General features: G+C 73.5%; 16 protein-coding genes and 1 rRNA gene. 3 read left to right on the forward strand and 14 right to left on the reverse strand.

Going from position 1 to position 26,619, the window contains the following annotated elements:
- Positions 1 to 69 precede the first annotated feature (69 nt).
- The 3 genes from ACFWOG_RS12690 to ACFWOG_RS12700 form a co-directional block, all read right to left on the reverse strand.
- On the reverse strand, positions 70 to 264 hold the full coding sequence (locus tag ACFWOG_RS12690; RefSeq protein ID WP_329949979.1) for a DUF3046 domain-containing protein: 195 nt from the start codon (positions 262 to 264) through the stop codon (positions 70 to 72).
- A gap of 29 nt (positions 265 to 293) precedes the next feature.
- Positions 294 to 845, reverse strand: a complete 552-nt coding sequence (locus ACFWOG_RS12695; protein ID WP_380357550.1) for a GNAT family N-acetyltransferase — start codon at positions 843 to 845, stop codon at positions 294 to 296.
- 131 nt (positions 846 to 976) lie between these two features.
- Entirely contained in the window at positions 977 to 2,527 is a 1,551-nt protein-coding gene (locus tag ACFWOG_RS12700; RefSeq protein WP_380357553.1) for a S8 family serine peptidase, read from the reverse strand.
- 207 nt (positions 2,528 to 2,734) lie between these two features.
- Here ACFWOG_RS12700 and ACFWOG_RS12705 point away from each other — a divergent pair, with 207 nt between their 5' ends.
- The gene (locus tag ACFWOG_RS12705) at positions 2,735 to 7,432 is read left to right on the forward strand and encodes an ATP-dependent helicase (protein ID WP_380357556.1); all 4,698 of its coding nucleotides are present in this window, start codon (positions 2,735 to 2,737) and stop codon (positions 7,430 to 7,432) included.
- Positions 7,433 to 7,564: 132 nt separating this feature from the next.
- Here the strand turns inward: ACFWOG_RS12705 and ACFWOG_RS12710 are convergent, their stop codons facing one another.
- From ACFWOG_RS12710 to ACFWOG_RS12750, 9 genes are all read right to left on the reverse strand, one after another.
- Positions 7,565 to 7,855, reverse strand: a complete 291-nt coding sequence (locus ACFWOG_RS12710; RefSeq protein ID WP_329949975.1) for a hypothetical protein — start codon at positions 7,853 to 7,855, stop codon at positions 7,565 to 7,567.
- Between the two features lie 54 nt (positions 7,856 to 7,909).
- Complete coding sequence (locus tag ACFWOG_RS12715) at positions 7,910 to 8,278, reverse strand: helix-turn-helix transcriptional regulator (protein WP_327681118.1); 369 nt, start codon at positions 8,276 to 8,278, stop codon at positions 7,910 to 7,912.
- 397 nt (positions 8,279 to 8,675) lie between these two features.
- The gene (locus ACFWOG_RS12720) at positions 8,676 to 9,152 is read right to left on the reverse strand and encodes a CinA family protein (protein WP_329882677.1); all 477 of its coding nucleotides are present in this window, start codon (positions 9,150 to 9,152) and stop codon (positions 8,676 to 8,678) included.
- Between the two features lie 382 nt (positions 9,153 to 9,534).
- Positions 9,535 to 10,173 (reverse strand): CDP-diacylglycerol--glycerol-3-phosphate 3-phosphatidyltransferase, encoded by a 639-nt coding sequence (pgsA, locus tag ACFWOG_RS12725; protein WP_329882550.1) that lies wholly within the window; start codon positions 10,171 to 10,173, stop codon positions 9,535 to 9,537.
- Positions 10,170 to 11,642 carry a 30S ribosomal protein S12 methylthiotransferase RimO gene (gene rimO, locus ACFWOG_RS12730; protein ID WP_380357561.1) on the reverse strand — a complete coding sequence of 491 codons (1,473 nt, stop codon included), beginning with the start codon at positions 11,640 to 11,642 and terminating at the stop codon, positions 10,170 to 10,172. The genes pgsA and rimO overlap by 4 nt, the downstream gene beginning before the upstream one ends.
- Before the next feature lie 96 nt (positions 11,643 to 11,738).
- Positions 11,739 to 12,614, reverse strand: coding sequence for a helix-turn-helix domain-containing protein (locus ACFWOG_RS12735; protein WP_329949974.1), 876 nt, complete (start codon positions 12,612 to 12,614; stop codon positions 11,739 to 11,741).
- Between the two features lie 373 nt (positions 12,615 to 12,987).
- Positions 12,988 to 15,672: a DNA translocase FtsK gene (locus ACFWOG_RS12740; RefSeq protein WP_380357565.1), complete on the reverse strand. Its 2,685-nt coding sequence runs from the start codon at positions 15,670 to 15,672 to the stop codon at positions 12,988 to 12,990.
- Between the two features lie 147 nt (positions 15,673 to 15,819).
- Positions 15,820 to 16,458 (reverse strand): response regulator, encoded by a 639-nt coding sequence (locus ACFWOG_RS12745; protein WP_329882546.1) that lies wholly within the window; start codon positions 16,456 to 16,458, stop codon positions 15,820 to 15,822.
- Positions 16,459 to 16,751: 293 nt separating this feature from the next.
- Positions 16,752 to 21,296, reverse strand: a complete 4,545-nt coding sequence (locus tag ACFWOG_RS12750; protein ID WP_329950053.1) for a HAMP domain-containing protein — start codon at positions 21,294 to 21,296, stop codon at positions 16,752 to 16,754.
- A gap of 542 nt (positions 21,297 to 21,838) precedes the next feature.
- On the opposite strand from ACFWOG_RS12750, the gene ACFWOG_RS12755 reads away from it, so the two are divergent.
- Complete coding sequence (locus tag ACFWOG_RS12755; RefSeq protein ID WP_355400161.1) at positions 21,839 to 24,391, forward strand: SpoIIE family protein phosphatase; 2,553 nt, start codon at positions 21,839 to 21,841, stop codon at positions 24,389 to 24,391.
- Positions 24,392 to 24,696: 305 nt separating this feature from the next.
- Positions 24,697 to 25,260: an acetate uptake transporter gene (locus tag ACFWOG_RS12760; protein WP_380357569.1), complete on the forward strand. Its 564-nt coding sequence runs from the start codon at positions 24,697 to 24,699 to the stop codon at positions 25,258 to 25,260.
- A 130-nt stretch (positions 25,261 to 25,390) separates the two neighbouring features.
- On the opposite strand, the gene ACFWOG_RS12765 is transcribed toward ACFWOG_RS12760, so the two are convergent.
- Entirely contained in the window at positions 25,391 to 26,227 is an 837-nt protein-coding gene (locus tag ACFWOG_RS12765) for a phosphatase PAP2 family protein (protein WP_329882543.1), read from the reverse strand.
- A 95-nt stretch (positions 26,228 to 26,322) separates the two neighbouring features.
- Positions 26,323 to 26,439 (reverse strand): 5S ribosomal RNA (rrf, locus tag ACFWOG_RS12770).
- Positions 26,440 to 26,619 lie beyond the last annotated feature (180 nt).

Below are 26,619 nucleotides of genomic sequence, written 5' to 3' on the forward strand. Positions count from 1 at the left end.
GGTTCTGCACTGCTTTTCACCCGCACAGTCTGACCCATGTCCGACGCCCGTTCGAGCATCGGGCCGGAATCAGCGGAGAACCGCGGAGACTCCCTGGGTCTCGCAGACCACCCGCCAGACGTCCTTGGCCTCCCAGCCCGCCTCCAGCGCCTGCCGGACCGTCCGACCGCCCAGCTCGCTCATCACGTGGTCGGTCGCGAAGGACTCGGCGTACACCTCGCCGAAGTGTGCGTGCATCCGCCGCCAGAACTCCGTCAGCCTCATGCCCACCAGTATCCCGGACCGGCCCGCCGTCAGGCCCGCCGGTCCGCCGCCACCAGTGCGTACTCGACCTCGCCGTACTCACTGCCCGGGATCGCTTCGGGGTAATCCTCGTGGAAGGTCCGGACGTAGGAGAGCCCGGACTTCTCCATCACCCGCCGCGATCCGTGGTTGACCGCCATCGTGTAGGCCACCACGCGCTCCACCCCGAGCTCGGTGAATCCCCGGTGGATCAGCGCCCGGGCGCCCTCGGTGGCGTAGCCGTGCCCCCAGGCAGCGCGCCGCAGGCGGTAGCCGAGCTCGACCTCGGTGCGGTCGCCGTCCGGCGGCCGGAACTCGAACCAGCCCAGGAAGGCCCCGCCCGTCCGATCCTCGGCGGCCCACCAGCCGAGGTCGCCGTACCGGCGGTAGTGGTCGAAGTACAGCGGCAGCAGGGTGCTCTCGACGACCTCGCGCGGTGTGGCCCGGCCACCGGTGAGGTAGCGCATCACCTCGGGGTCGCCGTCCAGCTCCTCCAGGTGGTCGGCGTCGGCGGCGGTGAAGCGGCGCAGCACCAGCCGCTCGGTGGTGAGGAAGACCTCCATGGTCCGATCCTCACCCACCCCGCCCCGCCCGTCACCCGGTTTTCCGCACCTCACGCCCCTGCCGCGCCCCCGGCACCCGCCGGGGACCCGCCCGGCCCGCGACCTCGCCCCCGCCCGGCCCGCCCGCCGCGTCAGCGCGGCAGCGTCAGCGTCCCCGCCCCGTAGTACTGCCGGTCGCCGCAGGCGTGCGGGCCGGGCGGGCAGGCGGCCGCCGCGGTGGCGGCCAGCAGGTCGGCGAGCCGGCCGGCGTCCCAGTCCGGGTGGAGCGCGGCGGCCACCGCGACGGCGCCCGTGACGTGCGCGGCGGCCATCGAGGTGCCGGCCAGCGCGGCGTAGCGGTCGCCGGGCCAGTCGGAGACGACCGCCCCCTGGGCGCCGCCGTCCGGGTCGCCGCCGGGCGCGGCCAGCGAGACCCTGCCGCGTCCGTGGTTGGTGTACGCGGACGGACGCCCGTCCCGGTTGACGGCGGTCACCGTGACCACGCCGGGCAGCTCTCCGGGCAGCCGCACGCACTCGGGGCCGACGAACCGTGACTCCGCCGGGCCGGCGGTGCGGTCGTTCGGGCTGCGCTCGTCGGGGCGGGGGGCGCCGAGGTCCTGGCCGTCGTTGCCCGCCGAGGCGACCACCACCGCACCCCGGCGGCGGGCGTAGTCGGCCGCCCGGCCGACGGCGGCGGTCAGCGCGGCCTGGTCGCGGTCGTCGGGGCAGTTGTACTTCCACGGGTCCGCGAAGTAGCTGTTGTTGATCGCCCTGGCGCCGTGGTCGGCGGCCCAGAGCATCCCGCAGACGATGTTCTCCGCGTAGTACTGGCCGAGCGGACCGAGCAGCCGGACCGCGGCGATCCGGACGCCCGGCGCGACCCCGCTGACGCCGCGGCCGTCCCGGGCGGCGCCGACGATCCCGGCGACGTGCGTGCCGTGGCCGCTCTCGCCGACCCCGTCGTCGGGCCGCCAGGCGCCGGTGCGGGCGTCCGGGCGGCCGTCGGCGCAGGAGGCGGAGGCCTTCGGGTCGACGGCGGCGCGCAGGTCGGGGTGGGTGTCGTCGACGCCGGAGTCCAGCACCGCGACGAGCACCTTGCCGAGGGCCCCGGCGGCGGGGGCGTCCGGGCCGCCCAGCAGGTTGGGGGTGGCGTCGCCGCCCGGTCCGGCGGCGGCGCCGAGCAGGGCGAGGTTCCAGGCGTCGTGCTCGCCCGGGTCGGCCACCGTGGCGGTGGTGTCGTCCCGGCCGTCCGCGCTCCCCGCCCGCACCGTTCCCGCGCCGAAGTCGCCGGCCCCGTCGAGCGACCGGGGCGGCCCCGGCACCGGCGCGGTCCTGGTCGCGCCGACCGCGGCCACCCCGGGCCGGTCCCTGACCTTGCCGGCGAAGCCCCCGGCGGCGTACGCGAGGACGGCGCCGATCTGCGGGTACTCCTGAACCACCTCTCCGCCGGCCGCCCGGGCCTCTCCCGCGGCCAGGGCGGCCCCGGCGGCGTCCGCCTGCTCGGCGAGGACCAGGTAGCTGAGGTACGACCGGCCGGGCCCGGAGACGTACGGCACGGCGCCGCCCACCACGAGCGCGGTGAGCAGCATGGCGAGCAGGACCCGGAAGGGGCCCCGCACCCGGCGCCGGGCGGCCGGGCCGGTACGGGCGGTCCGGACGGGGACGTGGACGGGACCGCGGCCGGACGGGTCCACCTGCGCCATGGCACGGTCTCCGCTCGTCGGTCCCGGTGGCCGGACGCGGTCGGGCGGCCACCGGAGGGCTGGTCTTCACAGGGGCATCGCAGGTCTGAACCATCACCATATGGTCGGATTGTCTGTTTTGCCCGATCAGCTCCACCGAACGGCCACACACCCGCCGTGCCGTCTCCGGGTCCCCCCTCTGTCAGTGGCACCCGGCACCATGGGGGCATGGCGCCCCAGACCCAGACACCGTCCCCGTCCGACCCGCTGGCCGGCTTCGCCCCGGCCACCCGGGCCTGGTTCGGCGCCGCCTTCTCCGCCCCGACCGCCGCCCAGGCCGAGGCCTGGCGCGCCATCGCCCGGGAGACCGACGTCCTGGTCGTGGCCCCCACCGGCTCCGGCAAGACGCTCGCCGCCTTCCTGTCCGCGCTGGACCGGCTCAGCTCCGTCCCGCCGCCCGACGAGGCCGGGCGCCGCTGCCGGGTCCTCTACATCTCGCCGCTCAAGGCCCTCGCGGTCGACGTCGAGCGGAACCTCCGCGCCCCGCTGGCCGGCCTGCGGCAGGCCGCCGTCCGGCTCGGCCTGCCCGAGCCCGACGTCCAGGTCGGCATCCGCTCCGGCGACACCCCCGCCGCCGACCGCCGCCGCTTCGCCACGCACCCGCCGGACATCCTGATCACCACCCCCGAATCACTCTTCCTGCTGCTCACCTCGGCCTCCCGCGAGGCGCTGCGGGGCGTCGACACGGTGATCCTGGACGAGGTGCACGCCGTCGCGGGCACCAAGCGCGGCGCCCACCTGGCGCTCTCCCTGGAGCGGCTGGACGCGCTGCTGGACCGCCCGGCCCGCCGGATCGGCCTCTCCGCCACCGTCCGCCCGGTCGAGGAGGTGGCCCGTTTCCTCAGCCCCGGGCGCGGCGCCGTCGTCGTCCAGCCGCCGTCCACCAAGGAGTTCGACCTCTCCGTGGTGGTGCCCGTACCCCACCTCGACGACCTGCCCGCCTCCCCCACCGCCGGCAGCGCCTCCGACGACGACCCGGCCCGGCAGAACTCGATCTGGCCGCACGTCGAGGAGCGGATCGTCGACCTCGTCCAGGCGCACCGCTCGACCATCGTCTTCGCCAACTCCCGCCGCCTCGCCGAGCGGCTCTGCAACCGGCTGAACGAGATCGCCCTGGAGCGCGCCACCGGCGCCGCCCTCCCCGAGGACCACGCCCCCGCCCTCCTGATGGGCGGCTCCGGCGCCGCCAAGGGCGCCCCGCCGGTGATCGCCCGCGCCCACCACGGCTCGGTCTCCAAGGAACAGCGCGCCCTGGTCGAGGAGGAGCTCAAGGCCGGCCGGCTGCCCGCCGTGGTCGCCACCTCCAGCCTGGAGCTCGGGATCGACATGGGCGCCGTCGAACTGGTCGTCCAGGTCGAGTCCCCGCCCTCGGTCGCCTCCGGCCTGCAGCGCGTCGGCCGGGCCGGCCACCAGGTCGGTGCCGTCTCCACCGGCGTCGTCTTCCCCAAGTACCGCGGGGACCTCGTCCAGTCCGCCGTGGTCACCGAACGGATGCGCACCGGCCGGATCGAGGCGCTGCGCATCCCCCGCAACCCGCTGGACGTACTGGCGCAGCAGCTGGTCGCCATGACGGCGATGGAGACCTGGCAGGTCGACGAGCTGCTCGCCGTGGTCCGCCGCGCCGCGCCGTTCGCCTCCCTGCCCCAGTCCGCCTTCGACGCCGTGCTCGACATGCTGGCCGGCCGCTACCCCTCGGACGCCTTCGCCGAGCTGCGGCCCCGCCTGGTCTGGGACCGGGTGGCCGGCACCGTGACCGGCCGGCCCGGCGCGCAGCGGCTCGCCGTCACCTCCGGCGGCACCATCCCGGACCGCGGCCTGTTCGGCGTCTTCATCGCCGGGGCCGACCCCAAGAAGGGGGGCGGACGGGTGGGGGAGCTGGACGAGGAGATGGTCTACGAGTCCCGTGTCGGCGACGTCTTCACCCTCGGCACCACCTCCTGGCGGATCCAGGAGATCACCCACGACAAGGTGCTGGTCACACCCGCCCCCGGTGTCCCGGGCCGCCTCCCGTTCTGGAAGGGCGACTCCCTCGGCCGCCCGCTCGAACTCGGCCGCGCCCTCGGCGCCTTCACCCGCGAGCTCGGCGCCCTCGACACCGAGGCCGCCACCGCCCGGCTCCGCGGGGCCGGCCTGGACGACTGGGCCGCCGGCAACCTGCTGGCCTACCTCGCCGAGCAGCGCACCGCCTGCGGCCACCTCCCCGACGACCGCACCATCGTGGTCGAGCGGTTCCGCGACGAACTCGGCGACTGGCGGATCGTCATCCACTCCCCCTTCGGCGCCCAGGTGCACGCCCCCTGGGCGCTCGCCCTCGGCGCCCGGCTGCGGGAGAAGCACGGCCTCGACCCGCAGGTGATGCACGCCGACGACGGCATCGTGCTCCGTCTCCCGGACGCCGACCTGCTGTCCGTCGACTTCGACTTCGGCAACCCCTCCGGGCGGCCTCCCGCCGACGACGCCCCGGTCGGCGCGGACGCCGCCCTGTTCGAGCCCGGCGAGATCGAACAGCTCGTCACCGACCAGGTCGGCAGCTCCGCCCTGTTCGCCTCCCGCTTCCGCGAGTGCGCCGGCCGCGCCCTGCTGCTCCCCCGCCGCAGCCCCGGCCGCCGCACCCCGCTGTGGCAGCAGCGGCAGCGCTCCGCCCAGCTCCTGGAGGTCGCCTCCGAGTACGGCTCCTTCCCGATCGTCCTGGAGGCCGTCCGCGAGTGCCTCCAGGACGTCTTCGACGTCCCCGGCCTGGTCGAGCTGATGGGGGACCTCGAATCCCGCGCCGTGCGCCTGATCGAGGTCACCACCACCGAGCCCTCCCCGTTCGCCCGCTCGCTCCTCTTCGGCTACGTCGCCCAGTTCCTGTACGAGGGGGACTCCCCGCTCGCCGAACGCCGGGCCGCCGCGCTCTCGCTCGACTCCCGGCTGCTCTCCGAACTCCTCGGCCAGGCCGAACTGCGCGAGCTCCTCGACCCGGAGGTCCTGGCCGAGCTGGAGGCCGAGCTCCAGCGGCTCACCCCCGAGCGCCGGATCAAGGACGCCGAGGGCGTCGCCGACGCGCTGCGCCTGCTCGGCCCGCTCACCGAGGCGGAGCTGACCGCCCGCGGCGCCCAACCGCTCTGGGCCCTGGAACTGGAGTCCGCCCGCCGGGTGATCCAGGTCCGGATCGCCGGCGAACGGCGCTGGGCCGCCATCGAGGACGCCGGGCGGCTGCGCGACGCCCTCGGCACCCCCCTCCCGGTCGGCGTCCCCGAAGCCTTCACCGAACCGGTCAAGGACCCGCTGGGCGACCTGCTCGCCCGGCACGCGCGCACCCACGGGCCGTTCACCGCCGCCGAGGCCGCCGACCGCTTCGGTCTCGGCACCGCCGTGGTCACCGGCACCCTGCACCGGCTCACCGCCGCCGGCCGCCTGGTCCAGGGCGAGTTCCGACCGGTCGAGGGCCACACCGCCGCCGTCGAGTGGTGCGACACCGACGTGCTGCGCCGGCTGCGCCGTCGCTCGCTGGCCGCCCTGCGCCAGGAGGTCGAACCCGTCCCGCCCCGCGCCCTGGCGGCCTTCCTGCCGCAGTGGCAGCACCTGGCCGGCCACCGGCTGCGCGGCCCGGACGGCCTGCTCCGGGTGGTCGAGCAGCTCCAGGGCGCCGCGCTGCCCGCGTCGGCCCTGGAGAAGCTGGTCCTCCCGGCCCGGCTCACCGACTACTCCCCCGGCCTGCTGGACGAGCTGATGGCGGCCGGCGAGATCGGCTGGACCGGCGCCGGCGCCCTGCCGGGCAAGGACGGCTGGATCAGCCTGCACCTGGCCGAGAACGCCCAGCTGCTGCGCCCAGAACCGATCCCGCCCACCGTCACCCCGGTGCACACCGCGCTCATGGAGGCACTGGCCGGCGGCTACGGCCTCTTCTTCCGCCAGTTGGTCGCACACCTCCCGGACACCCCTGAGCAGGAGCTCGTCGAGTCGCTCTGGGACCTCGTCTGGGCGGGCTACGTCAGCAACGACACCCTGGCGCCGCTGCGCGCCCTGCTCGGTTCGGGCCGGACGGCCGGGTCCACCGCGCACCGGGCGCCCCGGGCCGTCCCGCGCGGACGCTACGGCGGCGCGGGGCGCCCGTTCGGCCGGGCCGGCGGCGCGCTGCGCAGCGGTCCGCCGACGGTCGGCGGACGCTGGTCGCTGCTGCCCGCCTTCACCACCGAACAGACCGTCCGGGCCACCGCCCAGGCGCAGAGCCTGCTGGACCGGCACGGCCTGCTCACCCGCGGCGCGGTGGCGGCCGAACGGGTCCCGGGCGGCTTCGCCGGGGTGTACCGGGTGCTCGCCGCGATGGAGGAGCGCGGGCGGACCCGCCGGGGCTACTTCGTGGAGGGGCTGGGCGGTGCCCAGTTCGCCATGGAGGGCGCGGCCGACCGGCTGCGGTCGGTCAACGGCCGGCTGGAGCGCACCCGGGCCACCGAGTGGCCGGCCGCGCCCTCCGCGGAGCCGCCGCAGGCCCTGGTGCTGGCCGCCGCGGACCCGGCCAACGCCTACGGCGCCGCACTGCCCTGGCCCGAGCCGCCGGCCGGTGCGGGCGGCACGGGGGACGGCGCCGCGACCCGGGCACACCGCCCGGGCCGGAAGGCGGGCGCCCTGGTGGTCCTGGTCGACGGCGAGCTGAGCCTCTACGTCGAACGGGGCGGCAAGTCGTTGCTGGCCTGGCCGGAGGACGCGTCGACGCTCGCCACGGCGACCGCCGCGCTGGCCACCGCGGTCCGCTCGGGGGCGCTCGGCAGCGTCACCGTCGAACGGGCGAACGGCACGCCCGCCCTCGGCTCGGACCTCGGTGCCGCCCTGGAGGAGGCCGGCTTCCACGCCACCCCGCGCGGCCTGCGCCTGCGGCCCTAGGCACCGTCCCCGTCACCGCCCGGCCCCGGTCCCGGCCCGCCGCCCGCCGCCCGCCGCCCGCCGCCCGCCGGACACACGACGAGGGCCGCGGCGCCGGTTTCCCGGTGCCGCGGCCCTCGTCCGCGTTCGTCCTCACCCGACCGGAGACTCCGCCTCCGCCCGGGCCGTCGGCTCACCCGTCCGGCGCCTCGCCGGGCCCGTGGCGTTCCGGTCGGCGTGGACCGGGATCAACCCGAGCCCCCAGCCGCCGGCCGCCAGCAGGACCGGCACCGCACCGTCGGGCAGCTGTCCGGGGGCGGCCAGCAGCCACCAACCGAGTCCGCCGGCCAGGACCGGCAGACCACGGCGGACCGGCTGCGGCCACCGCCGCCGGAGCCGTATTCGGGCCCCGGTACGCGTACGCGCCACCACCGTTCTCCGCACGACCGCCCTCCTTCGCTCGCCCCGGGCACCAGGCGCCCGGGTGTCGAGGCCGGATCAGGCGGCGACCACGTCCATCGCGGCGGCCTTGGGCGACATGTTCGCCCGGTCGGCGCCGGGGGCGGGCAGCTGTACCGGTTCGAGCACCGGCCTCAGCAGTTCACCTTCGGAGAGGGTGGCCATCGCCGCAAGTTCGGCGAGCGACAGTTCGTCGCTGACCTCGCGCATGACCTCGGACATCCGGACGTCGAGTGCGTCGCAGATGGCGGAGAGCAGCTCCGAGGAGGCCTCCTTCTGTCCCCGCTCGACCTCGGAGAGGTAACCGAGCGAAACCCTGGCGGCTGCCGACACCTCGCGGAGTGTGCGGCCCTGGCGCTGGCGCTGCCGACGCAGTACATCGCCCAGTAGGCGACGAAGCAGGATCATCGGTGCCTCCCTCCTCGGACTGCGGATCGAGATGTCACGCCCCCACCGTACCGCCTTGCCCGCTTCGCGTGCGGGGACCATGGTCGTGTTCACTCTGGGCTGCAAGGCTGTCCCCTCCCCAATTTCGGTGTCGCACCCGGGTCTGCGGGCACCTCGTCGTACCCTCCGGGCGGCACCCGGCTACCGCCGCGCCACTCGTTCGCCACCTGGTTTCTGCCCATCCGGGCCCACTGATGTAACACGATCCTCCAGCCGCACGATGCCCGTACGCCAGTTCGGCAGATCTCGGTTCGGTGGAGATCTCGGCGGACGGGACCGGCGGCGCTGCGGCGGCACCTCGACGGCACCGCCGCTGCGGGACGTCGGGCGAGCGGCGGGAGCGGCGGCGGACGAGGACTCAGTGCGTGGGCGTACCGGACGGAAGCCGCCCGACGAGCAGCTCCAGAGCGGCGGTCACCGCCCCGTGACGGATTGTGGCACGCTCTCCCGACAACCGTGGCGAAGTGACCAGACTTCCCCCGGGGCCGGCGACCGCGAGGTACACCGTGCCCACCGCCTGTCCGTCCTGCGGGTCCGGACCGGCCACCCCGGTCGTCGCGACCCCGTAGGTGGCACCCAGCAACTTCCGTACGCCCTCGGCCATCTGCCGGGCGACCACCGGGTGGACCGGCCCGTTGACCTCCAGCAGGCCCTCGTCGACCCCGAGCACCGAGGCCTTCAGCTCGGTCGCGTACGCGGTCACCGAGCCCCGGAAGGTGGTGGACGCCCCCGGGACGTCCACCAGCGCGGCCGCCAGCAGCCCGCCGGTCAGCGACTCGGCGACGGCCACCGTCCCGCCCTCGGCCCGCAGTGCGGCGTGAGCCCGCTCCGCCAGCCCGTAGTCCGCCGGTCCCTGGTCCGCCGACCCGCCGACCGCCGGTCCCCGGTCCGTCGACCCCCGGTCCGCCGGCCCGTCCGCGGCCCGCCCACCGGGCACCGGTCCGGGCCCGGACTGCCCGGACCGCCCGGCGTCCCCGGACTGCCCGGGCACCGCCTGCCCGCCCCCGGCGGCCGTCACTGAGTCGGTTCTGCCGTCCGTCGCAGCTCTGCCACTCATCCCGACGTCCCTCCCTCGCACCCCCCGGGCCCGCCCCGGAGTACCCGCCATTGTGCGCCCGGCAGCCCCCGCAGCCCCCCGCCTCGACCGGCAAAAGTCGGAACGGCCCCGCCGGGACGGAAACCGTCGCCGGCGGGGCCGCGGCACTCCGTCCGGGGTCTCAGCGCTCCGTACGGGCCGCCGCGAGGCCCTCACGGCGCAGCCGCAGCGCCTGGCCGACGTAGTCCAGCGCGGTACCGACGGTCAGCAGCACCGCGAGCCCCATCAGCAGGGCCCGGGCGGTGGCCAGCCAGCCGGTGAGTTCCAGGACGTACATGCCGACCGCGATGCCCTGGGTGAGCGTCTTCAGCTTGCCGCCCCGGCTGGCCGGGATCACGCCGAAGCGGATCACCCAGAACCGCATCAGCGTGATGCCGAGTTCGCGGGCCAGGATCACCACGGTGATCCACCACGGCAGGTCGCCCAGCACCGAGAGGCCGATCAGCGCCGCGCCCATGATCGTCTTGTCGGCGATCGGGTCGGCGATCTTGCCGAAGTCGGTGACCAGGCCCTTGCGGCGGGCCAGCTCCCCGTCGAACAGGTCGGTGATCATCGCGACGGCGAAGGACGCCCAGGCGACCGAGCGCCACTTGGGGTCGTGGCCGCCGTCGGCGAAGAGCAGCGTCACGAAGACCGGCACCAGCAGCAGCCGGAGCATCGTGAGCATGTTGGCGATGTTCCAGATCCCCGGCTCCGGGGGCACCGCGGCCTCCGGTCTGCCCGGGTGGGCCGCGGCCGGGGCGCCGGGCCCGTGGGTCATTCCCCTGCTCCGGGTGCCCGGCGGACGCGCACCTGCTCCAGCGCCTCGGCGACCAGGTCGACGCCCTCGCTGGCGACCACCCGGGCGCGGTAGAACCCGCCCACCTCGGGGCGCTCGACGCCGGTGAGCGTGGTGAGACCGTCCGTCTCGGGCGCCTGGTGGGCCGCGCGGCCCTCGACCAGGTCGCCGTCGACCGACTCGACCAGCACCTCGATCTCGGTGCCGATCCGCTGCTCGGCACGCTGGGCGGTCATCTCCTCGGCGAGCCTGCTGAGCCGGGCCAGCCGGTCCGCGACCACGTCCTCGGACAGCTTGTCCTCGAAGCCTGCGGCCTCGGTGCCGTCCTCGTCGGAGTAACCGAAGACGCCGATCGCGTCCAGCCCGGCGTGCGTGACGAACCGTTCCAGCTCGGCGAAGTCCGCCTCGCTCTCGCCGGGGAAGCCGACGATGAAGTTCGACCGGGCGCCGGCCTGCGGGGCCTTGGAGCGGATCGTCCCGAGCAGCTCCAGGAACTGGTCGGTGGAGCCGAAGCGGCGCATCCGGCGGAGCACCGCCGGGGCCGAGTGCTGGAACGAGAGGTCGAAGTAGGGCACCACGCCCTCGGTGCCGGTCATCGCGTCGATCAGCCCGGGGCGCATCTCGGCGGGCTGCAGGTAGGAGACCCGGACCCGCTCGACGCCGTCGGTCTCCGAGATCTCGGTGAGCAGCGTCTCCAGCAGCCGGATGTCCCCGAGGTCCTTGCCGTACGAGGTGTTGTTCTCGCTGACCAGGACCACCTCGCGGACGCCCTGCTCGGCCAGCCACTGGGCCTCGTGCAGCACGTCGGAGGGACGGCGCGAGATGAACGAGCCGCGGAAGGCCGGGATCGCGCAGAACGAGCACCGCCGGTCGCAGCCGGAGGCGAGCTTGACGGAGGCCACCGGGCTGTCGTCCAGCCGCTTGCGCAGGGTGCGCGGCCCGGAGGCCGGGGCGAGGCCCTCAGGGAGGTCCTCGGGGGCCCCGTGGCCGGGCAGAGCGACCTCGGCGGCGGCGGACTGCCGCTCGACCGGGCTCAGCGGCAGCAGCTTGCGGCGGTCGCGGGGGATGTGCGGGGCGTGGTGGCCGCCGGAGAGGATGGTCTGCAGGCGGTCGGAGATGTCCGAGTAGTCGTCGAAGCCGAGCACGCCGTCCGCCTCGGGCAGGGCGTCGGCCAGCTCCTTGCCGTACCGCTCGGCCATGCAGCCGACCGCGACGACCGCCTGGGTGCGGCCGTGGCCCTTGAGGTCGTTGGCCTCCAGCAGGGCGTCGACGGAGTCCTTCTTGGCGGCCTCGACGAAGCCACAGGTGTTGACGACGGCGACGTCGGCTTCGGCGGCGTCGTCCACGAGCAACCAGCCGTCGGCTTCCAGTCGCCCGGCGAGTTCCTCGGAGTCCACCTCGTTGCGGGCGCATCCGAGCGTGACAAGGGCGACAGTACGGCGTTCAGGCATAGGGCCAAGATTAACGCGCGGCCGCCGGAGCCGTTCGCCCCGGAGGCCGCGCGCCTCGGTTCACGGGGTCCGGACCGGGCCGGACGCCCCCTGCGATCAGCCCGCCTGCGGGTCGCCCGGGGTGTACGTGACGTGCACCACCTGGCCGTTCTTGCCCGCCGGGCCGAGGTCCTTGCCGTTGACGTACACGTGCACGGCGCCGGCGTTGCCGATCACCAACTTGATCTGCTTGGGGTCGGTGAAGGTCTGGTCCTGACCTTCCTCGATGTTGTTCTGGTACAGCGACTTCCCGTTGCCGTCGACCGCCGAGACCCAGCTGGTGTCCTTCTCGGCGACCAGCTTCACGGTGACCTTGTCGGCCGGGGCGGCGGCGATCGCGGCGGCGCTGGGCACCGGCGCGGGCGGCTGCACGGCCGGGGTCGGCACGGGGGCCGCCGGGGCGACCGAACCGGTGCCGGAGCCGGCGGGCAGCGGGGCGCTGGCCGAGCCGGTGGTCGTGCTGCCGCCGGTCTTGCCGCTGACCAGGTTGAAGCCGATCAGCCCGACGACCGCGACGATCGCCGCGACCATCGCCGCCGTCCAGTTCGGCCGGCCGCGACCCGGGACCTTGATCGGGCCGCTCTCGATCAGCTGGGTGGGCCGCCGGGAGGCCGGGGAGCCGCCGTGGTCGGCGTCGTACCGGGCGACCAGCGCCTCGCCGTCCACACCGACGACCTGGGCGATCGAGCGGATGTGGCCGCGGGCGTAGAAGTCGCCGCCGCACCGGTCGAAGTCGTCCTCTTCGATGGCATGCACGAGTGGCACCCGGACCCGGGTGGCGGTACTCACCTGATCCACCGTGAGTCCGGCCTCGATCCGGGCGGCGGACAGCACCCGGCCGATGCTCGGCGCATCGGCCGTCTGTTCCGCCGCGCCGGGGGGCGGCGCGGACGACGGGGCGTTCTCGCGGTCGGGGGACTTGCCGATGGTCACGGTGCACGCCTTTCGAGCGGTGGGCCACCTGCTGGGGAACAGTCTAGGGGCGGGGGCGGATCGTTTCTCAAGCGGAACAGGCCCGAATGCGCGCGGCCGGCCCGACGCGGGGCCGGGCGTGCACTGACCGCCCGTCAGTACGGGGGGTCACCGCCGCCGGAGCGCCCGCGCCCGGCCGCGCATCCGGTGTGGCTCATGGGACGCGGTACGCACCCGATCGGTTCCGCACCGCTCGCCTACCCCTCTCCGAACGGGTGAACACCCCTCGGACGGGCCGGACCGGCGAGGGGCGACGGCCCCCGCGGCGGCCGGGTTCCCGGGTGCGGAGCGGCGGGGAACCGGTGGGTGCCCGCTGCTCCGCCCGGGCGGTCCGTCACCCCCGGATGGTGACGATGACCCCGTCCAGCTCGTCCGGCTTCACCAGCACGTCGCGGGCCTTGGAGCCCTCGCTCGGGCCGACGATCCCCCGCGACTCCATCAGGTCCATCAGCCGCCCGGCCTTGGCGAAGCCGACCCGCAGCTTGCGCTGGAGCATCGAGGTGGACCCGAACTGCGTGGAGACCACCAGCTCGGCGGCCTGGATCAGCAGGTCCAGGTCGTCGCCGATCTCCTCGTCGATCTCCTTCTTCGGCCCGCCGCCGACCGTCACGTCGTCCCGGTAGACGGCGGTCAGCTGGTCCTTGCAGTGGTTCACCACTGCGGCGATCTCCGCCTCGGTGACGAACGCGCCCTGCATCCGGATGGGCTTGCTCGCACCCATCGGAAGGAACAGCGCGTCGCCCTTGCCGATCAGCTTCTCCGCGCCGGGCTGGTCCAGGATGACCCGGGAGTCAGCCATCGCCGAGGTGGCGAACGCCAGCCGGGACGGCACGTTGGCCTTGATCAGCCCGGTGACGACGTCCACCGACGGCCGCTGGGTGGCCAGCACCAGGTGGATGCCGGCCGCTCGGGCGAGCTGGGTGATCCGGACCACCGAGTCCTCGACGTCCCGCGGGGCGACCATCATCAGGTCGGCCAGCTCGTCGACGATCACCAGCAGGTACGGGTACGGGGTCAGCTCGCGCTCGCTGCCGAGCGGTGGGGTGACCGTGCCGGCCCGGACCGCCGCGTTGAAGTCGTCCACGTGCCGGAAGCCGTACGCGGCGAGGTCGTCGTACCGCATGTCCATCTCGCGCACCACCCACTGGAGGGCCTCGGCGGCCTTCTTCGGGTTGGTGATGATGGGCGTGATCAGGTGCGGGATGCCCTCGTACGCCGTGAGCTCGACCCGCTTGGGGTCGACCAGCACCATCCGCACCTCGTCCGGGGTGGCGCGGGCCAGCACCGAGGTGATCAGGCAGTTGATGCAGGACGACTTGCCGGCGCCGGTCGCACCGGCCACCAGGATGTGCGGCATCTTGGCGAGGTTGGCCGTCACGGTGTGGCCCTCGACGTCCTTGCCCATGCCGACGACCAGCGGGTGGGTGTCCTCGGCGGCGGTGCGCGAGCGCAGCAGGTCGCCGAGGTTGACCATCTCGCGGTCCCGGTTCGGGATCTCGATGCCGACGGCCGACTTGCCCGGGATCGGGCTGATGATCCGCACGTCCGGGCTGGCCACCGCGTACGCGATGTTCTTGCCGAGCGCGGTGATCCGCTCGACCTTGACCGCCGGGCCGAGCTCGACCTCGTAGCGGGTGACCGTCGGGCCCCGGGTGAAGCCGGTGACCCGGGCGTCCACCTTGAACTCGGCGAAGACCACGGTGAGCTGGGCGACCACTTCGTCGTTGAGGGCGCTGCGGGCCTTGGCCGGGCCGCCACGCTCCAGCAGGTCGAGCGGGGGGAGCGAGTAGGTGAGGCCGGCGGAGAGCTGGAGCTGCTCCATCCGGACCGGCGCCGCGCCGTGCTCCTCGGCGGCGGCGAGGCCGCCGGTGCGGGCTGCCGGGACCGCGGGCTCCTCCGGCAGGGCGGTGCGGTCCTGCACCTGGTGCATCATGTCCGCCACCGCCGAGGAGGCGGGCACGCCGTAGACCAGTGCGCCGTCCAGGTCGGCGGCGGCCCCGGCGGCGAGGTCCCGGGTCGCGTACGGGTCGACGGCCTCCTTCGCGAAGGGGTCCGGCTCCGCGGCCTGTTCCTCGGCCGGCTTGCGCCGTCGGCGGCGCCGGCGGGCGCCCACCTCGTCGACGGCGCCGTCACCCTCGGTGTCCACCGTGAAGGGCAGCGCCGACGGGTCGGCGTCCTCCGGCGGCTCGGTGGAGTGCTCGCGCTCCGGCGTACGCCCCCCGGAGACTTCGTCCTGGGGACCGGGCTCGACCACGCCCAGCCGGACGCCGACGCCGCGCACCCGCTCACCGATCCGGTTGACCGGGGTGGCGGTCGTGACCAGCAGGCCGAAGAAGGCGAGCAGCAGGAGCAGCGGCACCGCGAGCGCGGGCCCGGCGGCGGCCATCATCGGGGTGGAGGCGGCCCAGCCGACGATCCCGCCGGCCGTCCTTATCCTGGTCGCCCCGCTGCCCATCATGGGGGCGCCGCAGCCGATGTGGACCAGTCCCAGCACGCCGATCAGCAGGGTGGTCAGACCGATCATGATCCGCCCGTTGGCCTCCGGCAGCTCCGGGTGGCGCATCAGCCTGACCCCGACCACGGCCAGCAGGAACGGCACCAGCACGTCGAGCCGGCCGAACAGGCCGGAGACCACGTTGGTGGCGGCCTCGCCCAGCCAGCCCTGCGGGCTGAACCAGGTCCCGGCCGCCGTGACCAGGGCGAGCGCGAGCAGCAGCAGGCCGACGCCGTCCTTGCGGTGGGCCGGGTCCAGGTTCTTGGCCCCGTCGCCGAACCCGCGGAAGACCGCGCCGATGCCGTGGGCCGTGCCGAGCCAGACGGCGCGCACGGCGCGGAAGAGTACCGGCCTGGGCGCGGGGGGCGGCGCGGCGGCCGGCTTGGCCGCCGTCTTCTTCGCCGGGGCGGCCTTCTTGGCGGCCGCCTTCTTCACCGGCGCCTTGGCCGGAGCCTTCGCCGCGGCCTTCTTGGACGGTCCCGGGCTCGGGTTGCGTGCCGCGCTTCCGGGCGTGCGTGTGGCCATGGGTCAGCAGCCTACCGGGGTCCGCGACCTGTGCCCATGTCGTCGTACCGGGGCGGCGGAACGTGTCGCAGACACACCGTCACCCCGGTCGCGGTTCACCCGGAAGAAGGAACGGCGCGGCACTCTCGACGCCGCGCCCGGGGCTTCCTAGTCGGCGCCGGGGCGCAGGGCGTCCAGCGCGCGCCGCAGGCCGGCCAGCTTGCGCTCCAGGTGCGCCGCCGTGGCCGCCACCCCGCTGTCCTCGGTGCCGTCCAGCTGCTTGGTCAGCGCCTCGGCCTGCTCCTCCACCGACGCCAGCCGCGCCGACAGCTCGCCCAGCAGCGCACCGCCGAGGGCCGGCTCGGCGCCGCTCGCCTCCAGCTGGAGCCTGAGCAGTGCCGCCTGCTCCTTGAGCTGGCAGTTCTTCATGTACAGGTCGACGAAGACCGAGACCTTGGCGCGCAGCACCCACGGGTCGAAGGGCTTGGAGATGTAGTCGACCGCACCGGCCGCGTAGCCGCGGAAGGTGTGGTGCGGCCCGTGGTTGATCGCGGTCAGGAAGATGATCGGGATGTCCCGGGTGCGCTCGCGCCGCTTGATGTGGGCGGCCGTCTCGAAGCCGTCCATCCCGGGCATCTGCACGTCCAGCAGGATCACCGCGAAGTCGTCGGTGAGCAGCGCCTTGAGCGCCTCCTCACCCGAGGCCGCCCGGACCAGGGTCTGGTCCAGCGCCGAGAGGATCGCCTCCAGCGCGAGAAGGTTCTCCGGTCGGTCGTCGACCAGGAGGATCTTCGCCTTCTGCATCACGACGCGCCCTCCTGTCGCTTGCCTACCTGGGGAAGGCACCCGCGTACTGCCCACCACTACCCCGGTCATGCTAGCCGCACCCCCTCGCCCGGCACATCGCTCCGTCGCGTCTGGTTCCGGAACGGCACGCACACAGTGCACCGGCGCACGCTCACCAGCGAGTCGCCGCCCGGTCACTGTTCGCAACGATCGGTGACCCTACCCGGTTCCCGCCCCTCCCCGCCAGCAAACCGCCCGCCGCCACGGCGTGAACCCCGGAGCGAATCACGGAGTTCACGCCCCCGACATGCCGCCTACCGCCTCCGGGCGGTCAGCCACTCGTGCATCACCGCGAGCAGGTGGTCGGTCTCCACCGGCTTGGTGATGTGATCGGTGGCACCGGCCTCCAGGGACTTCTCCTTGTCGCCCTTCATGGCCTTGGCGGTCAGCGCGATGATCGGCAGGCCCGCGAACTGCGGCATCCGGCGGATCGCCTCGGTGGTCGCGTAGCCGTCCATCTCCGGCATCATGATGTCCATCAGGACCAGCGCCACGTTCTCGTGCTGCTCCAGCATCTCGATGCCCTCGCGGCCGTTCTCCGCGTACAGCACCGTCAGGCCGTGCTGCTCCAGCACGCTGGTGAGCGCGAAGACGTTGCGGACGTCGTCGTCCACGATCAGCACCTGCTCGCCGTCGAACCGGGTGTCCACCCGGGCCGAGTGGCGGATCGTCGGAACGGGCTCGACCGGACGGCCGCCGACGGACCTGCCCTCGGCGGGCGGCGACTCCAGGGCCGCGGCGCGGCGGCGTTCGACCGCGCCCCGGCGGCGGACCTCGGCCAGCTCGCGCACCTCCTGGGCCCAGTGGTCGGCCGGGTTCTCACCGACCGGCACCGGCGTCCCGGCAGGGGTCACCCCCACCGCGGCACGCGGCATCTGGCCGGCCCCGGGAACGGCCTCCGGAGCCTCGCTGCGCAGCGGCAGGTACAGCGTGAAGGTGGATCCCTTGCCGAGCTCGCTCTCGGCGTGGATCTCGCCGCCGAGCAGCCGGGCGATCTCCCGGCTGATCGACAGTCCGAGACCGGTGCCGCCGTACTTGCGACTGGTGGTGCCGTCGGCCTGCTTGAACGCCTCGAAGATCTCGCGCAGCTTGTTGTCCGGGATGCCGATGCCGGTGTCGGAGACCGCGAAGGCGATCAGCGGGTCGTCCGGCCCCTGGATCGCCCCGGCCTCCAGCAGCCGCTCCCGCACGTGCTGCGGGACGTCCGGGCCGGCCGGGGTGATCGAGAAGTCGACGGCGCCCGCGTCGGTGAACTTCACCGCGTTGGAGATCAGGTTGCGCAGCACCTGCTGGAGCCGCTGCTCGTCGGTGTGCAGGGTGACCGGGAGGGCCGGCGAGACCCGGACCCCGAACTCCAGGTTCTTGTCCAGCGCGACCGGCTGGAAGGTGGCCTCCACGTAGTCGACCAGCTGGACCAGCGCGATCCGGGCCGGCCGGACGTCCATCTTCCCGGCCTCGACCTTGGAGAGGTCGAGGATGTCGTTGATCAGCTGGAGCAGGTCCGATCCGGCGCCGTGGATGGTGTCGGCGAACTCGACCTGCTTCGGCGAGAGGTTGCCCTCGTTGTTGTCGGAGAGCAGCTTGGCGAGGATCAGCAGCGAGTTGAGCGGGGTGCGCAGCTCGTGCGACATGTTGGCGAGGAACTCGCTCTTGTACCGGGAGGCCAGCGCGAGCTGTTCGGCCCGCTCCTCCAGCACCTGCCGGGCCTCCTCGATCTCGCTGTTCTTGATCTCGATGTCCCGGTTCTGCTGGGCGAGTTGCTCGGCCTTCTCCTGCAACTCCTCGTTGGTGCGCTCCAGCTCCTCCTGACGCGCCTCCAACTCGGCGGACCGCATCGAGAGTTCGGCGGTCAGCCGCTGGGACTCCAACAGCAGGCCCTCGGTCTTGGTGTTGACGCTGATGGTGTTGACGGTGACGCCGATCAGGTCGGCGATCTGGTTGAGGAAGTCCAGTGCGACGGTGGTGAACGAGCTGAAGGTGGCCAGTTCGATCACGCCCAGCAGCCTGCCCTCGAACAGCACCGGCAGCACCACGATGTGGGCCGGCGAGGCCTCGCCGAGGCCCGAGGCGATCTTCAGGTACCCGGGCGGGGCCTCCTTGAGGATGATCGCCCGCTTCTCCACCGCCGCCTGGCCGATCAGCGACTCGCCGGGGCGGAAGGTGGTCGGCATCGCCCGCCGCTGGTAGCCGTAGCTGCCGATCAGCCGCAGCACGGTGTCGTTCTCGTCGTCGTCCTCGGTGATCAGCTCCGCCGTGCGCCCGGCCGGCTGGGCGAGGAAGAAGGCGCCGTGCTGGGCCGAGACCACCGGGGTGAGCTCGGTCATGATCAGCGAGGCGACCGCCTCCAGGTCCCGGCGGCCCTGCAACAGGCCGGAGATCCGGGCCAGGTTGGTCTTGAGCCAGTCCTGCTCCTGGTTGGTGCGGGTGGTCTCGCGCAGGTTGGCGATCATCTGGTTGATGTTGTCCTTGAGCTCGTCGAGCTCCCCGGCGGCGTCCACGTCGATCCGCAGCGACAGGTCGCCCCTGGTCACGGCGGTGGCGACCTGCGCGATCGCGCGCACCTGCCGGGTCAGGTTGTTGGCCAGCTCGTTGACCGACTCGGTCAGGTCCTGCCAGGTGCCGTCCACGCCCGGCACGCGGGCCTGGCCGCCGAGCCGCCCGTCGGTGCCCACCTCGCGGGCGACCCGGGTGACCTCGTCGGCGAACGAGCCCAGCTGGTCGACCATGGTGTTGATGCTGGTCTTCAGCTCCAGGAACTCGCCCCGCGCGTCGACGTCGATCTTCTGCGACAGGTCGCCGCGGGCCACCGCCGTGATCACCAGCGCGATGTTCCGCACCTGGCCCGTCAGGTTGTTGGCCATCAGGTTGACGTTGTCGGTCAGGTCCTTCCAGATCCCGGCCACCCCCGGCACGCTCGCCTGACCGCCCAGGGTGCCGTCGGTGCCCACCTCGCGCGCCACCCTGGTCACCTCGACCGCGAACGCGGACAGCTGGTCGACCATCGTGTTGAGCGTCCCGGCCAGCGCCGCGACCTCGCCCTGGGCCTCGATGGTGATCTTCTTGGAGAGGTCACCGCGGGCCACGGCGGACGCCACCTCGGCGATGTTCCGCACCTGGCCCGTCAGGTTCGACGCCATGAAGTTCACGTTGTCGGTCAGGTCCTTCCAGATGCCCGACACCCCGCGCACCCGGGCCTGGCCGCCCAGGATCCCCTCCGTACCCACCTCGCGCGCCACCCGGGTGACCTCGTCGGCGAACGCCGACAGCTGGTCCACCATGGTGTTCACGGTGGTGACCAGCTCCAGGATCTCCCCGCGCGCATCGACGGTGATCTTCTTCGAGACGTCCCCGAGCGCCACCGCCGTGGTCACCTCGGCGATGTTGCGGACCTGGCTGGTCAGGTTGTTGGCCATCAGGTTGACGCTGTTGGTCAGGTCCTTCCAGGTGCCGGACACCCCGGGCACGCTCGCCTGACCACCGAGGATGCCCTCGGTGCCGACGTCCCGGGCGACCCGCGTCACCTCGTCGGCGAAGGCGCTCAGCTGGTCCACCATCGTGTTGATGGTGTTCTTCAGCTCCAGGATCTCGCCCTGCGCGTCCACCTGGATCTTCTGCGACAGGTCGCCCCGGGCGACCGCGGTGGTCACCTGCGCGATGTTCCGCACCTGATCGGTGAGGTTGTTCGCCATGAAGTTGACGTTGTCGGTCAGGTCCCGCCAGACCCCGGCCGCGCCGGGTACCTGCGCCTGACCCCCGAGCCGACCCTCGGTGCCCACCTGACGGGCCACCCGGGTCACCTGCTCGGCGAAGCCGGAGAGCTGGTCCACCATCGTGTTGATGGTGCTCTTGAGCTCCAGCATCTCGCCGCGCGCGTCCACCTCGATCTTCTGCGAGAGGTCGCCGCGCGCCACCGCCGTCGTCACCTGCGCGATGCTGCGGACCTGGCCGGTCAGGTTGTCGGCCATGAAGTTCACGGAGTCGGTGAGGTCGCGCCAGACCCCGGCGACGCCCGGCACCTGCGCCTGGCCCCCGAGCCGGCCCTCCGTCCCCACGTCCCGGGCCACCCCGGTCACCTGCGCCGCGAAGCCGTTCAGCTGGTCCACCATCGTGTTGACGGTGTTCTTCAGCTCCAGCATCTCGCCGGCCACCTCGACCGTCACCTTGCGGGAGAGGTCGCCCTTGGCCACCGCTGTGGTCACCTGCGCGATGTTCCGCACCTGCGCGGTCAGCCGGCCGGCCATGGTGTTGACCGAGTCCGCGAGGTCCTTCCAGCTGCCGGACACGCTGCGCACCTTGGCCTGGCCGCCGAGCTTGCCCTCGGTACCGACCTCCCGGGCCACCCGGGTCACCTCGTCGGTGAACTCCGACAGCTGGTCCACCAGCCCGTTGACCGTCCGCCCGATCTTCAGGTACTCGCCGCGCAGCGGGTGACTCACCCCGTTGCTGTGCAGCGAGCGCAGCTCCATCTTCTGGTCCAGGTCGCCCTCGGCGATCGACGCCAGCACCCGGCCCACCTCGGCCATCGGCCGCGCCAGGTCGTCGATCAGCGCGTTGCAGTTGTCGACCGCCGCCATCCAGGCGCCCTCGCCCGCACCGGTCTCCAGCCGCTCGTTCAGCCGGCCCTCCCGGCCCACCGCACGCCGCACCCGCGCGAGTTCACCCGTCAGGTGCTGGTTCCGCTCGGCGACCTCGTTGAACACCGCGGCGATCTCCGCCAGCGGACCGTCCCCCGGCACCGTCAGCCGGCGCCGGAAGTTGCCGTCGCGCATCGCCGTCAGCGCCGACAGGAGCTTGCGCAGCTCGGCCGGCTCGGCACCGCGGCTGTGATTGGCACGCCGGCCGGCCGCGCTCCGCGGCGCGGCCCCGGAGCGTCCGCCACGCTGGGCGGGCGGCGTCGTACCGGTTGCGTCCTTGGTGGCCGAACTCAACGGGCCCCTCCCAAATGGTGAACTGTCCGGCACCGCGCGACCGCGCCCCGGACGGGCCCGGCACCGGGTACCGTCCCGGTGACGTCCCGGTGACCCGCACGCGGACCACCGGCACCCGCAACGACCGTACTGCTCGGACCGGACACCGCGGACCCCCCAGTCTGGCAGTACTCGCGCCGGGTATAAGGCCGGTTGCGCTCGGTTGGTACCGCCCCGGCCGAAACAGGTGGTCAGAATCACCCTCCGGTGCCTGTTTCGACGCCCCGCCCCCACGGGGAACCAAGCGGAAAGTAGGGTGGAGCGCTGCACCGGGCCGCGCCCCGCCCCGAGCCGCCGCCCACCCCGTCGGCGCACACCGCGAGCCGGCGCCGCACACCGGACAGCCAGGGCCAGAGCAGAGGAGACGTGGCAACGTGGTCACCGCGCGCGCAGCCGCCACCTTCGAACCGGTGGGTCGGTCGGCCTCCGCCGCCCGCTCGTTCGTCCGCGACGCCCTGTTGGGCTGGGGCCTGCCCGAGGTCGTCGACGACGCCGTGGTGCTGGTCAGCGAACTCGTCACCAACGCCGTCGTCCACGCCGGCACCGCCGCCGAGGTCTGTTGCCTGCGCGAGGCGGACACCGTCCGGATCGAGGTCACCGACCACCACCCCGAACGCGGCCTGCCCACGTTCGCCGACGTCCCGGCCACCGCCTCCGACCACTACGCCGACCCCGACGGCGAGGGCGGCCGCGGCCTGCTGATGTGCGCCGCCCTCGCCGAACGCTGGGGCGTCGAGTACGGCGCCGGCCGCAAGACCGTCTGGTTCCGCCTCGCCCTTCCCGCCCACGTCGCCGGCACCCGCTACGCCGTCCCCGCCACCCCCGGCAGCGAACTGCCCAGCAGCAGCGGCCCGGTCCACGTCGCCGTGGTCCAGCTCGACGACGACGGCCGCGTCCTCGCCTGGAACCCCGACGCCGAGGCGCTCTTCCAGCACCCCGCCGACACCGTGCTCGGCCGTCCCTGGGCCGACCTCGCCGTCTGGCCCCAGACCCCCGGGCTCGGCCTCGCCGCCACCCTCCGCCTCGCCCGGTGGGAGGGCGGCTACGCCCTGCGCCGCGCCGACGGCTCCACCGTCGACGTCTACGGCGTCCAGGTCCGCCTCCGCGACACCGACGGCACACCCTCCGCGCTCTGCCTGCTCGTCCTCGACGACGACCGCGCCGTCCTGCGCTCCCCCGCCCGGGCCCTGCCCGGCGAGAAGCCCGAGACCGCCGCCCGCCTCGACCTGCTGGCCGGCCTCGGCTCCGGCGAGGACCTCGACACCATGCTCCAGCACACCGTCGAACGCGCCCGCGACCTGCTCGACGCCGACGCGGCCTACCTGCTGCTCACCACCGACGACGAGACCGAGTTCGAGGTCCGCGCCGCCACCGGACTCACCTCCGGCCACCGCCGGCACAGCCGGTTCCCGGTCGACACCGGCAACCGCTACGACTCGCCCCGCCTCCCCTCCGTCCACGAGGACCTCGCCTCCCGGCCCACCGGCCTGCCCGTCCTCGGCGGCAGCGGCATGCGCTCCCTGCTCACCGTCCCGCTCAAGGTCGAGGGCCGGCTCATCGGCTCGCTCGGCATCGCCACCGCCGCACCCGGCCGGTACGACAACGAGGACGCGCTCCGCCTGCAGTTCGCCGCCGACCGGCTCGCCCTGGCCGTCGAGTCCACCCGGCTCACCGAACTCGAACGGCTGCGCCGCGGCTCGCTCTCCTTCCTCGTCGAAGCCTCCGACCTGCTGGCCGGCACCCTGGAACACGAGCAGACCCTCGCCCTGATGGCGCAGATGGCCGTCCCCACCCTCTCCTCCTGGTGCGCCGTCTACACCAACGGCGACCACGGCGCCGCGGCCTCGCTCGCCTTCGTCCTGCACGAGGACGAGGACCGCATCGACCCGCTGCGCGCCCTGCTCGACAAGACCCCCGCGCCCGACGCCGGCCCCACCCACGGAGCCCGCTTCTGGACCGCGCCGACCGACACCGCGCGCGGCAACGGACTCGCCGACAGCCCCGACCTGTCCGGGCTCCTGGGCGAGACGGTCGTCCTGCCGCTGACCGCCCGCAACCGCGTGATCGGCCTGTTCGTCCTCGGCACCCCCACCGGTGTCCGGTTCCGCCAGGAGGTCCTCGAACTCGCCGAGGACCTCTCCCGCCGGGCCGCCCTCGCCCTCGACAACTCCCGCCTCTACTCCGAGCGCACCGCCACCAGCCAGGCCCTCCAGCGCAGCCTGCTGCCACCGGACCTGCCGGAGATCCCGGGCGTCGAGGTGGACGTCTACTACCAGGCGGCCGGCGAGGGCAACGAGGTCGGCGGCGACTTCTACGACCTCTTCCCGATCCGCGAGGGCACCTACGGCTTCGCCATCGGCGACGTCTGCGGCACCGGCCCGGAGGCAGCCTCCGTCACCGGCCTCGCCCGGCACTCGCTGCGCCTGCTCGCCCGCGAGGGCCTGGACGCCCCGCAGGTGCTCAGCCGGCTCAACACCGCCATCCTGGACGAGGGTTCGCGCAGCCGCTTCCTCACCCTGCTGTACGGCGAGCTGACGCCCCTTCCGGACGGCAGCACCGAGCTCTCCCTGGTCTGCGCCGGCCACCCGCTGCCGCTCCGCCTGCGCACCGACGGCCAGGTCGACCGCGCCGCGACCCCGCAGCCGCTGCTCGGCGTCATGGAGGACCTCGAACTCACCGCCGAGCGCCTGGTGCTCCTGCCCGGCGAGGTCCTGCTGTGTGTCACCGACGGCGTCACCGAACGCCGTGAGGGCCGGCGGATGCTCGGCGACGACGGCCTCGCCGAGGTGCTCACCGGCTGCACCGGGCTGACCGCGGGCGCGGTCGCGATGCGGGTGCAGCGGGCGGTCGAGCGGTTCGCCCCCGAGCCGCCGTCCGACGACATGGCGATCCTCACCCTGCGGGTCCCCACCCAGCGCACCGCCTGAGCCCTACCCGGGCTCGGGTCCGGGCCGGGTTCGGGTTCTGTCGGACGGTGAACGATCCCTGGCTGACGGCGTCACAAATTGTGCGATTCACAAGGGTACAAGCCCGCTCACCCTGGGTACACCGATCTCACCGGGGAATCCCCCGGCGGGGACGTGACCAGCGGTTCTCCGCTGGCCCAGCATTCTGATCGCAGCCGTCGCACGCTCCAGCCGTGCGCCCTCGGCGCGATCGCGCGCATCCACCTCATCGAAACTCACCCGAGTTCACTGCGCCCTGCGCGCGCCCAGAGTGAAAGGAGCCTCCGGTGAGCAACGAAGCTACCGGGGCACTGAACGCCCGCTCAACCGGCGCCGACGCGGGTAACCTCGGTTACCTCGCACTCGGCCTGACTCTCCTCGCCTACGGCCTCCTCTCCACCGGCATCTTCAGCGGCACCGCCGTAGGGGACTCGGCCCGTCTCGCCCACGTCGTCGGCGGTCTCACCCTCTTCATCGCCGGTCTCTGGCAGTTCCGCGGCGGCGAGGGCTTCACCGGCACCGCCTTCACCAGCCTCGGTGCCTTCTGGGCCACCTGGTCCACGGCCTCCGGCGCCCACAAGAACGCGGCCGGCCTGTTCCTGCTCCTGTGGGCCCTGCTCGCGCTCACCCTCACCGCGGCCAGTTGGAACGCAGGACTGTTCAGCCGGGCCGTCTACGGTCTGCTGACGGTCTCGCTGCTGCTCTCCGCCCTCGCCGCCTTCAACACCTCCGGAGGCCTCGCCAAGGCCGCCGGCTGGGTCGCAGCAGCCTCCGGGCTGACGGCCTGGTACTGGGCCACCGCGTCGCTGACCAACAGCGCGTGGGGCCGGGACGCCCTGCCCGTCAAGTAACGGCAGGGGTGCCGGTGGTCCGGACCCACCCCCCACGGGGCCCGGCCCACCGGCACATCACGCTTCACCCCCGCCCGCCGTCGCCCCGGCCGCCACCGCCGCCGGGGCGACGCTGCTGCCCGGCGACGGCTCAACCGCCCGCGGACACCCGCTCCGGCTCGGCCGCGGACCGCACCGCAGCCTCGCGCCGGGCCCGCCGGCGGGCGACACCGGCCTGGGCCGCGTACGCCAGCAGCAGGATCGCCACCGCCACCAGGCCGTCCGCCCAGAAGTGGTTGGCCGTGACGACCACGACCGTCACCGTCAGGACCGGGTGCAGCAGCATCAGCCAGCGCAGCGGGCTGGGCGACACCTTGATCACGGCGACCGCCACCAGCACGCACCAGGCCACGTGCACCGACGGCATCGCCGACAGCTGCGCCGCCTTGACCACCCCGGCGACCGCTCCCCCGTACACCGACTGCCCGTACTCCGCCGCGACGTCCACGAAGCCCTCCTGCGGCAGCATCCGGGGCGGGGCCACCGGAATGAACTGCACGGCCAGGCAGACCGCCGTCGTGACCACCACGGTGGTCCGCACCCACGCGTACCGCTCGCGGTGCCGCAGGAACACCCAGACCAGCACCGCGATCATCACCGTGAAGTGCATCGCCGCGTAGTAGTAGTTGGCCAGCCTCACCAGCACCGGGTACGGCGTCACCGCCTCCTGCCAGGCCGCTTCGTCCGGCAGCCCGAGTGCCAGCTCCGTCCGGTGGATCCAGCTCGCCCGGTCCAGCGCGTGTTCGGTGCTCATCAGCGAGAGGCTCCCGACCAGCTGCCAGAGCGCGAACAGTGCGAGCAGGGTGCCGGCCTCCCGCAGGACCGCCGAGACCGCCCCCCGACGGACCCGGGCGGCCGCGTACGAGCCACCGTAGAGTGCGACCGCGGCGCCCCCGGCGGACTCCCAGGTAAGGGTCAGGTTCTGCAACGGTTCGTGCCTCTCCACCGGGCTTGGACGTGGTGGAGAGACGTTAACGCAAAAAGACCCCCTCCCGAACGGGAGGGGGTCTTTTTGGAATGATTGTTCGGCGGCGTCCTACTCTCCCACAGGGTCCCCCCTGCAGTACCATCGGCGCTGTGAGGCTTAGCTTCCGGGTTCGGAATGTAACCGGGCGTTTCCCTCACGCTATGACCACCGAAACACTATGAAACTGTCAACCGCACCCACACCGTGACCAGACGTGTGGGGGTCGTTGTTTCAGAACAACACAGTGGACGCGAGCAACTGAGGACAAGCCCTCGGCCTATTAGTACCGGTCAACTCCACCCCTCACAGGGCTTCCATATCCGGCCTATCAACCCAGTCGTCTACTGGGAGCC

This window comes from Kitasatospora sp. NPDC058406, assembly GCF_042722765.1.
Taxonomy (GTDB): domain Bacteria; phylum Actinomycetota; class Actinomycetes; order Streptomycetales; family Streptomycetaceae; genus Kitasatospora.